Consider the following 13,524-nt stretch of genomic DNA (forward strand, 5'->3'; position numbering starts at 1 on the left):
ACCTCCCGTCAACCCATCGGCGCAGCCTGGGTGTCACCGCTCGCTCAGTCCTCGCGCAGGGCGCGGACGGCCTCCTCGACGCGCTTGCCGTAGTCGGCGTCGGCGGCGTGGAAGTGGGCGAGGTTCTTCTCGATGACGTCGTCGCGGGAGACCTGCGAGAGGCCACCGGCGATGTTCGCCACCAGACGCGACTTCTCGTCCTCGGACATCAGGCGGTAGAGCTCACCGGCCTGGAAGAAGTCGTCGTCCTTGGTGTGGGTCGGGGTGGCGTGCGTGCCCGTGTAGCCGGCGATCGCGAGCGGCGCGGAGAGCGGCTGACCGGTCTCGACGGGGCCGTCGTACGAGTTGGGCTCGTAGTTCTTGCGGTCGCGGCCGTAGGGGTTGGAGGCCATCAGGCCGTCACGCCCGTAGTTGTCGGCCTTCGCCGCCTTGGGGGCGTTGACCGCGAGCTGGGTGTGGTTGACGCCCAGGCGGTAGCGGTGCGCGTCCGCGTAGGCGAACAGGCGGCCCTGGAGCATCTTGTCGGGCGAGGGGCCGATGCCCGGCACGAAGTTGTTCGGGGAGAACGCGGCCTGCTCGACCTCGGCGAAGACGTTGTCCGGGTTGCGGTCGAGGACCAGGCGGCCGACGCGCTGGAGCGGGTAGTCCTTGTGCGGCCACACCTTGGTGAGGTCGAACGGGTTGAAGCGGTAGTCCGCCGCCTCGGACGCGGGCATGATCTGCACGTGCAGCGTCCAGGACGGGTTCACGCCCCGCTCGATGGCCTGGAGCAGGTCGGTCTGGTGCGAGTTCGGGTCCTTGCCCGCGATCTCGGCGGCCTGCTCGCTGGAGAGGGAGCGGATGCCCTGGTTCGTCTTGAAGTGGTACTTGACGAAGAAGGCCTCGCCCTTGGCGTTCGTCCACTGGTAGGTGTGCGAGCCGTAGCCGTTCATGTGGCGGTACGAGGCGGGGATGCCGCGGTCGCCCATCAGCCAGGTGATCTGGTGCGTGGCCTCGGGGGCGTGCGCCCAGAAGTCCCAGACGTTGTCCGGCTCCTGCTTGCCCGTGAAGGGGTCGCGCTTCTGGGAGTGGATGAAGTCGGGGAACTTGAGCGGGTCCTTGATGAAGAACACCGGGGTGTTGTTGCCGACGAGGTCGTAGTTGCCCTCTTCGGTGTAGAACTTCACCGCGAAGCCGCGCGGGTCACGGACCGCGTCCGCGCCGCCGAGGTTGTCGGCCACGGTCGAGAAGCGCAGGAACAGCTCCGTGCGCTTGCCGACCTCGCTGAGGAAGTCCGCGTGGGTGAAGCCGGTGACGTCGTCGGTCACCTCGAAGTAGCCGTACGCGCCGGAGCCCCGGGCGTGCACGACACGCTCCGGGATGCGCTCACGGTTGAAGCGGGCCAGCTTCTCCAGGAGGTGCTGGTCCTGGAGCAGGATCGGACCACCGACGCCGGCGGTGGCGGAGTTCTGGTTGTCGGCGACGGGGGCGCCGGACTCGGTCGTGAGCACACGCTTCGACATGGTGGCGAGGTTGACCTTCCGTACGTAACTGCTTCGACTGCAGACGGTGTTCGGGAGCGTAAGGACCCCTGAGCAGCTACGTCAACAGTTTGTTGAAGTTTCTGGGTGGGCCGGTGGGCCGGAGGTGCCGTGCTGGTTCCGGGCCGCGGCGGCGCCTGGGCGCGACAGGACAGGTGTCAGCGCCGCCACGGCCCGGAAGTCTTGGGGAGCCCCGGTGGCTAGAGCTCGGAGCCCGACAGGCGCTCGACGGAGCGCAGCAGGGCGGAGTGGTCGAGGCCGCCGTCGCCCTGCGCGCGCAGGGAGGCGACCAGCTGGGCGACGACCGCGCCGACGGGCAGGGCGGCGCCGACGTTGCGGGCGGCGTCGGTGACGATGCCCATGTCCTTGTGGTGCAGGTCGATCCGGAAGCCGGGCTTGAAGTCCCGGTTCAGGAAGTTGTCCTTCTTGCGGGTCAGCACGGTCGAGCCGGCCAGACCGCCGTTGAGGACGTCGAGGGCGGCGTTCAGGTCCACGCCGGACTTCTCCAGGAAGACCACGGCCTCGGCGCACGCCTGGATGTTGACGGCGACGATCAGCTGGTTGGCGGCCTTCACGGTCTGACCGGAGCCGTGCGGACCGCACAGCACGATGGTCTTGCCGAGGGCCTCGAGCAGCGGCTTGGCCTCGTCGAAGTCGGCCTGCTCACCGCCGACCATGATGGACAGGACGGCCTCGATGGCGCCCGCCTCGCCACCGGAGACCGGGGCGTCCAGGACGCGCAGGCCCTTCTCCTCGGCGGCCTTCGCCAGGTCCACGGAGGTCTGCGGGGTGATCGACGACATGTCGACGATCAGCGCGCCGGACCTCGCGTTCTCCAGGATGCCGTCGGGGCCGTACGCGATGGCCTCGACCTGCGGCGACGCGGGCACCATCGTGACGATCACGTCGGCGTCCTTCACGGCCTCCGCGATGGACTTCGCGGCGGTGCCGCCGGCGGCCGAGAGCCGGTCCAGCTTGTCCTGCTCAAGGGTGTAGCCGGTGACGGAGTAACCCGCCTTGATCAGGTTCTCGGACATGGGGGAGCCCATGATGCCGAGTCCGATCCACGCGACCTTGGGAAGGGTGCTCATGAGGGTGCCTCTCTGACTGCTCTAAAGCTTTCGTACGGCTATGAGTTGGCGCTCAGCGCGCGGCGCGGGCCTCGGCGGGCAGCCAGCCGAAGGACTCCTCGCTGGGGCGGTCGCCCGCCTTGTACTCCAGGCCGACCCAGCCCTTGTAGCCGGCGTCCCGCAGCTGGTCGAGCAGCGCCTCCAGCGGCAGCGAACCCGTGCCGGGGGCGCCGCGGCCGGGATTGTCCGCGATCTGCACGTGCCCGGTCTTCGCGGCGTACCGCTCGATGACCGAGGGCAGGTCCTCGCCGTTCATGGACAGGTGGTACAGGTCCATGAGGAACTTGGCGTTGCCGAGGCCGCTCGCGGCGTTCACCTTGTCGACGATCTCGATCGCCTTGGGCGCGCTCACGATGGGGCACTTCGGCGACTCGGGGGCGTTCAGCGCCTCGATCAGCAGGATCGCGCCGACGCGGTCGGCCTCGCGGGCCGCGAGCACCAGGTTCTCCAGGGCGAGTTCGTCCTGGACGGCCGGATCCACGCCCTCGACGCGGTTGCCGTACAGCGCGTTGAGCGCCGTGCAGCCGAGCGACTCGGCGAAGTCCGCGGCCACCGCGAGGTTGGCGCGGAACTTCTCGCTCTCCTCGCCGGGGACCGACAGGGCGCCGCGGTCGGGGCCCGGCAGCTGACCGGCGTAGAAGTTCAGGCCCACCAGCCGCACGCCCGCGTCCTCGATCGCCTTCTTCAGGGCGTCGAGCTCGGACTGCTCGGGGGTGGGGGCGTCGACCCAGGGCCACCACAGCTCGACCGCGCCGAAGCCGGCCTTCGCGGCGGCCGCGGGGCGCTCCAGGAGCGGGAGCTCGGTGAAGAGGATCGACAGGTTCACATTGAAGCGCTGGTCGGAGTATCCCATGGGGCTTCCGCGCTCCTTCCGTATTGCGGAAGTTCATTTCTGCTTGATGGAAGACTGCCTCCGATCCGCGGAAGCTGTCAAGAGGGGGCTGCCGAAAAATCCCGACGCGGCAGTAGGTTGGCCGCGTGCGATTGAGAGTGGAGTTCACGACCGAGCCCTTCGACCTCGACGAGGCCCCGGCGCACGCGCTGGTGGCCCGCGACGTCATCCAGGGGGCCCCGCTGGACGCGGTGGACGTCGGCCCGTTCGGCAACACCGCCGAGGGCGACGTCGACGCGGTCCTGACCGCCGTCGACGCGATGCTGCGCCAGTCCCTGGGAGCGGGTGCCACCCGGGTCTCGCTCCAGGTCAACGTGATCGGGGAGCCGGACCGGCCGGGAGGCCGCGACCTGCCGGGGGAGGCGGATAAGTGACCAGCTTCGGGGACGACCCCTTCGTCACCGCGGTCAAGCCGCTGGTGGACGCCATGGGCGGCGAGATGATCCCGCCGGACCAGGCGGGGACCGATGACGTGGTCCTGGCCTGGGAGGGCGAGGACGTGGTGGCGGTGCGGCTGCCGCAGCTCGCCGACTCGCTGGACCACATCCTGCTCGCCCTGGAGCGCAAGCGGGGGCGGCCGCTCTCGGAGCTCGACCGCAAGGCGAAGCAGGAGGTCGTGCGGATACTGGAGGCGCGCGGCGCCTTCGCCGTGCGGCACGGCGTCGAGACGGTGGCGGGCGCCCTCGGCGTCTCCCGCTTCACCGTTTACAACTACCTGAACAGGGAGAATGCCGCGAAGGGTGACTAAGGGCGCCCCGCCCCGGACCCTTCTGTCACTCAGTGCGGTCGAGCCGTCACCCGTGTCGTCGGGTGGCGGCTTCTTTGTTCAAGTTATTTCAACAAAGTGTTGACGCTGCGTTGTTGAAGGTCTTAGCTGTTCCGCAGCCCGTCCAGCACAAGGCCACGGAGGCTTCCCGTGACTTCGAGTACGACACCGGGCATCGCCCGGTTCAACGCCTTGGAGGAGTCGGCGGCCACCGCCGCGCTCCACGAGGCCTGTGCCTCTTCGGCCTGGGGGAGCAGGCTTCTCTCCCGGCGCCCCTACGCCACCGCCGAGGACCTCTTCGCCGCGAGCGACGCCGCCATGGCCGAGCTGACCGCGGACGACCTGGCCGAGGCGATGGCGGGGCACCCGCCGATCGGCCGCCCGAAGCCCGGGGACCCGACCTCCTCCCGCGAACAGCGGGGCATGGCCGGCGCCTCCGAGGAGCTCAAGGCCGAGATGCTCGAACTGAACCTGGCCTACCAGGAGAAGTTCGGCCACGTCTTCTTGATCTGCGCCACCGGCCGCACCGGTGAGCAGATGCGGGACGCGGTCAAGGAACGGATCGGCAACTCGCCCGAACAGGAGCGGGAGATCGTCCGCGCCGAGCTGGGCAAGATCAACCGCATCCGCCTGACCCGCCTCCTGGAAGAAGAAGTCACCGCATGAGCACGGAATCGACCGCGTCGGTGTCCACGCACATCCTGGACACCAGCGTCGGCCGCCCCGCCGAGGGCGTCGCCATCTCACTGTCGGCCCGCAGCGGCTCCCAGGAGCAGTGGCAGGCGCTCGGCGGCAGCGCGACCGACGCGGACGGGCGCTGCAAGGACCTGCCGGCGCTGCCGGAGGGCACCACCCACGTACGCCTCGACTTCGAGACCGAGGCGTACTTCCTGGCCAAGCAGAACACGAAGAACCAGCAAGCCGAGGCGCAGCAGGACGCCCCCGCGAATCGGGACAGCGGTACGAACGGAGCGTTCTTCCCGGAGGTGGCGATCACGTTCGCCGTCACGCCGGGCGAGCACTACCACGTACCGCTGCTGCTCAACCCGTTCGGCTACTCCGTTTACCGAGGGAGCTAGCAGACATGCCCACCATTCTGGGACAGAACCAGTACGGCAAGGCTGAGAACCGGGTCGTAAAGATCACGCGGGACGGCGACACCCATCACATCAAGGACCTGAACGTCTCCGTCGCCCTCTCCGGCGACCTGGACGACGTCCACTACAACGGCTCGAACGCCAACTGCCTGCCGACGGACACGACGAAGAACACCTGCTTCGCGTTCGCCAAGGAGTACGGCATCGAGTCCGCCGAGCAGTACGGCATCCACCTCGCCCGGCACTTCGTCGACAGCCAGCCCTCGATCCACCGCGCGCGGATCCGCATTGAGGAGTACTCCTGGGAGCGCATCGGCGGCTCCGACAGCAACGCCAAGTTCATCGGCGCCGACGAGGTCAAGCACTCCTTCGTCCGCAAGGGGCAGGAGACACGGCTCGCCCAGATCACCTATGACGGCGAGCAGTTCGAGGTTCTTTCGGGGCTGAAGGACCTGACCGTGATGAACTCCACGAACTCCGAGTTCTGGGGCTACATCAAGGACAAGTACACGACGCTCCAGGAGGATTACGACCGTATCCTCGCCACCTCCCTGTCCACCTGGTGGCGGCACAACTGGACCAGCGACGAGCAGCGCATGCCGAGCTGGGAGCGGTCGTACGAGCAGGCCAAGAAGCACATCCTGCACGCCTTCGTGGAGACCTACTCGCTCTCCCTCCAGCAGACGCTGTACCAGATGGGTTCGCGGGTCATCAACAACCGCAGCGAGATCGACGAGATCCGCTTCTCCGCGCCCAACAAGCACCACTTCCGTCAGGACCTCTCGCCCTTCGGCCTCGACAACGAGGCGAAGGACGGAGCCGTCTACTACGCCGCCGACCGTCCCTACGGCCTCATCGAGGCCACCATCCTGCGGGACGGCGTCGAGCCGAAGATCCCGGTCGACATGACCAACCTCTGACGCGGGACGCGCGCCCCCGCCCCACCGCAGTGGGCGGGGGCGCGCCACACCGGAGGGAACAGCAATGGCACAGCCTGCAAAGGGGCCGGCAGAAGGCCCGTGTTCCACCCCACCCGTAGGTGACGGGGAGTCAACTCCCGACTGTCACCCGGTGGATGAGAAGCTCCACCCCTCGCGGCTCGTCCCCGCCGCACTCCAGCACATCGCCGCCATGTACGCGGGTGTGGTCACCCCTCCGCTCATCATCGGCCAGGCCTGCGGCCTGGACACGGTGGCCCAGACCCGGCTGATCGCCGCCGGTCTGCTGATCGCCGGTCTCGCCACCATCCTGCAGACCCTCGGCGTCAAGGGATTCGTCGGCAACCGCCTGCCGTTCGTGAACGCCGCCTCCTCGGCCGGTATCGCACCGATCCTCGCCATCGCCGAGACCAACGCCAAGGGCGACCAACTCCCCGCGATCTACGGCGCGGTGATGGTCGCGGGCGTCTTCTGCCTCGCCGTCGGCCCCTTCTTCGGCAAGCTGCTGCGCTTCTTCCCGCCGCTGGTCACCGGCGTCGTCATCACCCTCATCGGCGTCACGCTGATGCCCGTGCCCGTCAAGTGGGCGCAAGGGGGCGACGACACCGACCCGACGTTCGGCGACATGAAGTACCTCGCGCTCGCCGCCTTCACGCTCGTCGTCATCCTGATGTTCCAGCGCTTCGGGCGCGGCTTCTTGAGGCAAGTCGCCCTGCTGGCAGGCATGTTCATCGGCACGCTGGCCGCGATCCCGTTCGGCATGGCGGACTTCACCTCCGTGCAGTCGGCGCCGCTGGCCGCGCTGCCCACGCCGTTCGCCGCCGGCGCCCCGGTCTTCCAGCCCGCCGCGATCCTCTCGCTCTGCATCGTCATGCTGGTCCTGATGACCGAGTCGGCGGCCGGCATGCTCGCCCTCGGCGAGATCTGCGAGCGCAAGACCGACGGGAAGACCATCACCCGGGGCCTGCGCACCGACGGCATCGCCACGCTCGTCGGCCCCGTCTTCGGCGGCTTCCCGACCTCCGCCTTCGCGCAGAACGTCGGCGTCGTCTCGCTCACCCGGGTCCGCAGCCGCTACGTCGTCGCCGTCGCGGGCGCCACGCTCATCGTCCTCGGCGCCTTCCCGGTCCTCGGCGCGGTCGTCAACGTCGTCCCCATGCCGGTCCTCGGCGGCGCGGGCATCGTGCTCTTCGGCTCCATCGCGGTCAGCGGCATCCGTACGCTCTCCGAGGCGGGCCTGGACGACAGCTCCAACATCATCCTGGTGGCGGTGTCGCTCGGGGCGGGCATCATCCCGCTCGCCGCGCCCACCTTCTACGCCCAGTTCCCCGCGTGGGCACAGACCGTCCTCGGCTCCGGCATCAGCGCCGGCGCGCTCGTCGCGGTCACGCTCAACCTGTTCTTCCACCATCTCGGCACCCGTGGCAGCGCGCAGAGCACCGCCGCGGCACTCAAATCTCCCTAGGGTCCTGCCGTGCCCTCCCCCGAGCTCTTGAAGAGCAGGGGGGACCCCCATGCCACTCACTCATGAAGGAAGCACCATGGCACCTTCGGCAGACCGCATCGTCATCGAGAACGCCGCGATCGCAACCGTGGACGCCCAGGACACCGAGTACGCCTCGGGGTACGTCGTCGTCGCGGGGAACAGGATCGAGTCCATCGGCGCGGGCAAGGCCCCGGAGGGCCTGGAGAACGTCGTACGCCGCGTCGACGGCACCGGCCACCTCGTCACGCCCGGCCTGGTCAACACCCACCACCACTTCTACCAGTGGATCACCCGGGGCCTGGCCACCGACCACAACCTCTTCAACTGGCTCACCGCGCTGTACCCGACGTGGGCGCGCATCGACGAGCAGATGACGTACGCGGCCGCCCAGGGCTCCCTCGGCATGATGGCCCGCGGCGGCGTCACCACCGCCATGGACCACCACTACGTCTTCCCGCGGGGCTCCGGCGACCTCTCCGGGTCGATCATCCGCGCCGCCTCCGAGATGGGCGTGCGCTTCACCCTGGCCCGCGGCTCCATGGACCGCAGCGAGAAGGACGGCGGTCTGCCGCCGGACTTCGCCGTGGAGACCCTGGAGGGCGCGCTCGCCGCGACCGAGGAGACCGTCAAGAAGCACCACGACGCCTCCTTCGACGCGATGACGCAGGTGGCGGTGGCCCCCTGCTCACCGTTCTCGGTGTCGACCGAACTCATGAAGCAGGGCGCCGAGTTGGCCCGCCGCCTCGGGGTGCGGCTGCACACGCACGGCAGCGAGACGGTCGAGGAGGAGAAGTTCTGCCACGAGCTGTTCGGCATGGGCCCCACCGACTACTTCGAGTCGACGGGCTGGCTCGGTGAGGACGTGTGGATGGCGCACTGCGTCCACATGAACGACTCCGACATCGCCGCGTTCGCCCGTACCGGTACGGGCGTCGCGCACTGCCCCTCCTCCAACGCGCGCCTCGCGGCCGGCATCGCCCGCGTCCCCGACATGCTGAAGGCGGGCGTCCCCGTCGGCCTCGGCGTCGACGGCACCGCCTCCAACGAGTCCGGCGAACTCCACACCGAACTGCGCAACGCCCTGCTGATCAACCGCCTCGGCGCCCACAAGGAAGCCGCGCTCAACGCCCGCCAGGCGCTGCGGCTCGGCACGTACGGCGGAGCCCAGGTCCTCGGCCGGGCCACGCAGATCGGCTCCCTGGAGGCCGGCAAGCTCGCCGACCTCGTCCTGTGGAAGACCGACGGCATCGGGCACGCCTCGATCGCCGACCCGGTGACCGCCATCGTCTTCGGCGCGGCGGCCCCGGTCACCCTCTCCCTCGTCAACGGCAGGCCGGTCGTCGAGAACGGCCGTCTGCTGCACGCGGACGAGGACGCCATCGCCCGCTCCACGCGGGAGCAGGCGCAGCGTCTCGCGCGGATCGCCGCCGAGAGCTGAACCCAAGAACTCCGGTCGGGGGGGACGGCCCTCGACCGGACTTGAGCAGCCGAGCGGGCTGCTCAAGTGCCGCCCCGGAACGTGGCCCAAAGCTTCACGTTCCCGGGGCGGTCAGTACTACCTGGGCGCACCACCACAACCGAATACCGAGCAAGTCCTTGCACCACGCACCACCCCCCACCTCCCAGAAGCGAAAAGTGCCGGCGCCCAGCCGGGGCTGGAAAACAACCGGAGGAGCCACCGTGGCCACTCAGCCCAGGTTCACCAAGCAAGGCACCACCCCAGAGGCGTCCGAGGGCGACGGCGAAGCCGCCATACCCCCGGCCGTGCATCCGGTCGACGAGAAGCTCCCGCCCCTGAAGATGGCGACGACCGGTCTTCAGCACGTGGCCGCCATGTACGCGGGCGTCGTCGCTCCGCCGCTCATCGTCGGCGCCGCCGTCGGCCTCTCCGCGAAGGAACTCACCTTCCTGACCGGCGCGTGTCTGTTCACCGCGGGGCTCGCGACCTTCCTCCAGACCCTCGGCATCTGGAAGATCGGCGCCCGCCTCCCCTTCGTCAACGGCGTCACCTTCGCCGGCGTCGCGCCCATGCTCGCCGTCGTCGACTCCACCAAGGACAAGGACGACGCGCTCCCCATCATCTTCGGCGCGGTGATCGTCGCCGGTGTGCTCGGCTTCATCGCGGCGCCGTTCTTCTCCAAGATGGTGCGGTTCTTCCCGCCCGTGGTCACGGGGACGGTCATCACCCTCATCGGCATCTCGCTGATGCCGGTCGCCTTCGGCTGGGCGCAGGGACCGGTGCCGGGCGCCGACGACTACGGCTCGACCAAGAACCTCGCCCTCGCGGGCATCACGCTCGTCATCGTGCTGCTGCTGCGCCGCTTCACCACCGGCTTCGTCAAGCAGATCGCGGTCCTGCTCGGCCTGGTCGTCGGCACGCTCGTCGCGATCCCGTTCGGCGTCACGGACTTCAGCCCGGTCGGCGAGGCGGACATCGTCGGCTTCCCGACGCCCTTCCACTTCGGCGCCCCGCAGTTCGCGGCCGCGGCGATCGTCTCGCTCTGCGTCGTCATGGTCGTCTCGATGACGGAGTCGACGGCCGACATGCTCGCCCTCGGCGAGATCGTGGACCGTCCGGCGGACGAGAAGACCATCGCGGCGGGCCTGCGCGCCGACTGCCTCGGCTCGGCTGTCAGCCCGCTCTTCAACGGCTTCATGTGCAGCGCCTTCGCGCAGAACATCGGCCTGGTCGCGATGACGAAGATCCGCAGCCGGTACGTGGTCGCGGCGGGCGGCGGCTTCCTCGTCCTGATGGGCCTGTGCCCGATGGCGGCCTCGCTGATCGCGGTCGTGCCGCGCCCGGTGCTCGGCGGCGCGGGCGTCGTCCTCTTCGGCTCGGTCGCGGCGAGCGGCATCCAGACGCTGGTCAAGGCGAACCTGGAGAAGGACAACAACGTCCTGATCGTGGCCGTCTCGCTGGCCGTCGGCCTGATCCCGATCGCGGCGCCGGAGTTCTACCACGCGTTCCCGGAGACCGCGAAGATCATCCTGGACTCGGGCATCTCGACGGGCTGTGTGGCCGCCGTACTCCTGAACCTCGTCTTCAACCACATCGGCAAGGGCCGCGACGACGACGAGGTGACGGCGCCGATGGAGCCGGGCGGGGAGATCGCGCAGCAGCGTACGCACTCCTCGGCGACGGGGTCTTCCGCGGCCGGGGTGCACTGACGTACCGTCGTGGCGCCGCCACCCGTATGGCGGAAGTTACTTTCCAGTCGGATCCGGTCGGCCCCGCCCGTGTCTCATGAACTCCCACGGCACGGGGCCGACTTCCGGCGTCACGCAACGGAAGAAGCGCCACCCATGAGTTCTGAAGCGAAGGTCCCCGACGCGCGGGCGGCCGGCCCCGAGGTCCACCCCGTCGACGAGATCCTGCCGCCGGGCCGCATGCTCGTCGCGAGCCTCCAGCACGTCGCCTCCATGTACGCCGGCGCGGTCTCCGTCCCGCTCGTGGTGGCCGTCGCGGCGAAGATGTCGCCGACGGACACGGCCGTACTCATGGGCGGCAGCCTGCTGATGGCGGGCATCGCGACCCTCCTTCAGACGCTCGGCATCGGCACCTTCATCGGCTCGAAGCTGCCCTTCGTCAACGGCGTCTCGTTCGCGGGCGTCGGCGTGATGCTGACGGTCATCGCCACGCAGGGCGGCGTCGAGGCGGGCATGCCGGTCGTCTTCGGGGCGATCATCGTCTCAAGTGTCTTCGGATTCCTGGTCAGTTCGTACTTCTCACGGCTCGTGCGCTTCTTCCCGCCGGTGGTGACGGGCTCGGTCATCACGCTCATCGGCGTCTCCCTCATCCCCGTCGCGTACGACTGGATCGTGGACGACTCGGCGACCGGCACCCCGGAGCCGAAGAGCATCGGCCTCGCGGGCGCCACGGTCCTCGTCATGCTCCTCCTCCAGCGCTTCACGCGCGGCTTCCTCAAGCAGATCAGCATGCTCTTCGCGATGGTCTTCGGCACGCTGCTCGCGATTCCGATGGGCCTCGCCGACTTCTCGAAGCTCGACGGCGCGGACGCCGTCGGCATCCCGTCCCCGCTGCACTTCGGCGCCCCGGAGTTCAGCCTCCCGGCGATCATCTCGATGTGCGTCGTCATGCTGGTGATCCTCACCGAGTCCACCGCCGACATGATCGCCCTCGGCAGGATCGTCGAACGGGACGTCGACGAGAAGACCATCGCCCGCGGCCTGCGCGCCGACGCACTCGGCTCGGCGCTCAGCCCCCTCTTCAACGCCTTCCACGCCAGCGCGTTCGCGCAGAACATCGGCCTGGTCGTGATCTCCAAGGTGCGCAGCCGCTTCGTCGTCGCGCTCAGCGGCGCCATCCTCGTCCTGATCGGCCTCAGCCCGGCCGCGGCGGCGCTCATCTCCGTCGTCCCGATGCCGGTCCTGGCCGCCGTCAGCCTCTTCCTCTTCGGCTCCATCGCGGTCAGCGGCATCCAGACGCTGCTCCAGGCGGACCTGCACCGTGGCGACAACGCCCTGATCGTCGTCGTCACCCTCGGCGCGGGCCTGGCCCCCGCCCTCTCGGACGGCTTCTACGACGCGTTCCCCGCCTGGGCCCAGATCGTCCTCGGCTCCGGCATCTCCACGGGCTGCCTGCTGGCCGTGGCGCTGAACCTGGTCTTCAACCACCTGGGTACGAAGCCGGATCCGGCCCCCGTGACGGCCTCCGCGGACCCGGCCCCCACGGCCGTCACCCGTTCACCCTGAGCCGCCGCACCGCCTCGGGCGCCGTGAAGAGCGTGAGCCCCTGCGCGATCTGCTCCTCCAGGTCGGCCCCCGACCGCTCGAAGTAGTCGGCCCGCACCCCCGCGTCCCGCGCCGCCTGCGCCAGGTTGCGGGCACCGGCGAGCACGACGTCGAGGCCCTGCGCGAAGCCGGGAGCGGCGCCCGACTCCCGGTCGGCGTCCACGTCGGCCGCGAGCGACGGCAGCATCTGGAGCATGCTGCTCAGCCACGGCACGAGCAGCTCGGTGACCCCGCCCGCGCTGCCCTCCTTGTGCGAGGTGGCCAGCGCGACCGCGTGGAAGAAGCCGTGGAACATCATGTCCATCGCGCTCAGCAGCGCCAGGTCGTACAGCGGGGCGATCCCCGCGTCGGTGCCCAGGTACACGGCCCCGCCCAGCGCCTCCAACGTCTCCCGGTACGCCGTGAAGTGCCGCTCCCGGCCGCTGTAGAGGACGAACGCCTGCGGGGTGGCGACGGTCGAGGGGATGGCCATGATCCCGCCGTCCAGATACTCCGCGCCGAGCCCCTCGGCCCAGGACTCGGCGCGGCGGGCCTGGTCCGGCGTGCCGTTGGCGAGGTTGACCAGCGTCCGCCCGCGCAGGGCTCCGGCGGCGGGCTCCAGGACGGTGTACGTGGTGTCGTGGTCCAGCAGGCAGGCGATGACCAACGGCGCGGCGAGGACGGCCTCCTGGACCGACCCGGCCCGCACCGCCCCGCGCGCCACGAGCGCGTCGCCCTTCTCCGCGCTGCGGTTCCAGACGGTGGTGGGATGCCCGGCGGCGAGCAGGGCCCCGGCCAGCGCCTGCCCCATCTCGCCGAGCCCGATGACGCTGACGGCCGGCTTGCTGCTCATGGGTGCTCCTGTACGGGTGGGTGAAGGGGAACCCCTTCACCCTTGAACAACCCGTCACGCCCCACAAGTACGCACTAAATAGTGCGTGCTCACCCGGAGGTAAGTGCGCTA

Annotated in this window: 13 protein-coding genes; 9 read left to right on the forward strand and 4 right to left on the reverse strand. The window is 69.5% G+C overall.

Going from position 1 to position 13,524, the window contains the following annotated elements; genetic code table 11:
• Nucleotides 1-44: 44 nt before the first annotated feature.
• The 3 genes from KKZ08_RS31495 to KKZ08_RS31505 all read right to left on the reverse strand — a co-directional run bounded on the left by KKZ08_RS31495 (nt 45) and on the right by KKZ08_RS31505 (nt 3,503).
• Nucleotides 45-1,502 (reverse strand): catalase, encoded by a 1,458-nt coding sequence (locus tag KKZ08_RS31495; RefSeq protein ID WP_223777653.1) that lies wholly within the window; start codon nt 1,500-1,502, stop codon nt 45-47.
• A 218-nt stretch (nt 1,503-1,720) separates the two neighbouring features.
• A complete protein-coding gene (locus KKZ08_RS31500) occupies nt 1,721-2,611 on the reverse strand; it encodes a 2-hydroxy-3-oxopropionate reductase (protein WP_223777654.1) in 891 nt (296 codons plus the stop codon).
• 52 nt (nt 2,612-2,663) lie between these two features.
• Nucleotides 2,664-3,503 (reverse strand): TIM barrel protein, encoded by an 840-nt coding sequence (locus KKZ08_RS31505; RefSeq protein WP_223777655.1) that lies wholly within the window; start codon nt 3,501-3,503, stop codon nt 2,664-2,666.
• A gap of 125 nt (nt 3,504-3,628) precedes the next feature.
• On the opposite strand from KKZ08_RS31505, the gene KKZ08_RS31510 reads away from it, so the two are divergent.
• The 9 genes from KKZ08_RS31510 (at nt 3,629) to KKZ08_RS31550 (ending at nt 12,542) form a co-directional block, all read left to right on the forward strand.
• Nucleotides 3,629-3,916 carry a thiamine-binding protein gene (locus tag KKZ08_RS31510; protein ID WP_223777656.1) on the forward strand — a complete coding sequence of 96 codons (288 nt, stop codon included), beginning with the start codon at nt 3,629-3,631 and terminating at the stop codon, nt 3,914-3,916.
• Complete coding sequence (locus KKZ08_RS31515) at nt 3,913-4,290, forward strand: helix-turn-helix domain-containing protein (RefSeq protein ID WP_223777657.1); 378 nt, start codon at nt 3,913-3,915, stop codon at nt 4,288-4,290. Before KKZ08_RS31510 ends, KKZ08_RS31515 begins: the two co-directional genes overlap by 4 nt.
• 168 nt (nt 4,291-4,458) lie before the next feature.
• Entirely contained in the window at nt 4,459-4,974 is a 516-nt protein-coding gene (gene uraD, locus KKZ08_RS31520; RefSeq protein ID WP_223777658.1) for a 2-oxo-4-hydroxy-4-carboxy-5-ureidoimidazoline decarboxylase, read from the forward strand.
• Nucleotides 4,971-5,387 (forward strand): hydroxyisourate hydrolase, encoded by a 417-nt coding sequence (gene uraH, locus KKZ08_RS31525; RefSeq protein WP_223777659.1) that lies wholly within the window; start codon nt 4,971-4,973, stop codon nt 5,385-5,387. Before uraD ends, uraH begins: the two co-directional genes overlap by 4 nt.
• A gap of 5 nt (nt 5,388-5,392) precedes the next feature.
• The gene (pucL, locus tag KKZ08_RS31530; protein WP_223777660.1) at nt 5,393-6,325 is read left to right on the forward strand and encodes a factor-independent urate hydroxylase; all 933 of its coding nucleotides are present in this window, start codon (nt 5,393-5,395) and stop codon (nt 6,323-6,325) included.
• Between the two features lie 64 nt (nt 6,326-6,389).
• Nucleotides 6,390-7,808, forward strand: a complete 1,419-nt coding sequence (locus KKZ08_RS31535) for a nucleobase:cation symporter-2 family protein (RefSeq protein WP_223777661.1) — start codon at nt 6,390-6,392, stop codon at nt 7,806-7,808.
• A 76-nt stretch (nt 7,809-7,884) separates the two neighbouring features.
• Nucleotides 7,885-9,267, forward strand: coding sequence for an 8-oxoguanine deaminase (locus KKZ08_RS31540; RefSeq protein ID WP_223777662.1), 1,383 nt, complete (start codon nt 7,885-7,887; stop codon nt 9,265-9,267).
• A gap of 362 nt (nt 9,268-9,629) precedes the next feature.
• A complete protein-coding gene (locus tag KKZ08_RS31545; RefSeq protein WP_223779267.1) occupies nt 9,630-10,997 on the forward strand; it encodes a nucleobase:cation symporter-2 family protein in 1,368 nt (455 codons plus the stop codon).
• A 135-nt stretch (nt 10,998-11,132) separates the two neighbouring features.
• Nucleotides 11,133-12,542, forward strand: coding sequence for a nucleobase:cation symporter-2 family protein (locus KKZ08_RS31550; protein ID WP_223777663.1), 1,410 nt, complete (start codon nt 11,133-11,135; stop codon nt 12,540-12,542).
• On the opposite strand, the gene KKZ08_RS31555 is transcribed toward KKZ08_RS31550, so the two are convergent.
• The gene (locus tag KKZ08_RS31555) at nt 12,526-13,413 is read right to left on the reverse strand and encodes an NAD(P)-binding domain-containing protein (RefSeq protein WP_223777664.1); all 888 of its coding nucleotides are present in this window, start codon (nt 13,411-13,413) and stop codon (nt 12,526-12,528) included. The two genes, KKZ08_RS31550 and KKZ08_RS31555, sit on opposite strands and share 17 nt — an antisense overlap.
• Between the last annotated feature and the right edge of the window lie 111 nt (nt 13,414-13,524).

This window comes from Streptomyces sp. 135 (genome assembly GCF_020026305.1).
Classification (GTDB): domain Bacteria; phylum Actinomycetota; class Actinomycetes; order Streptomycetales; family Streptomycetaceae; genus Streptomyces.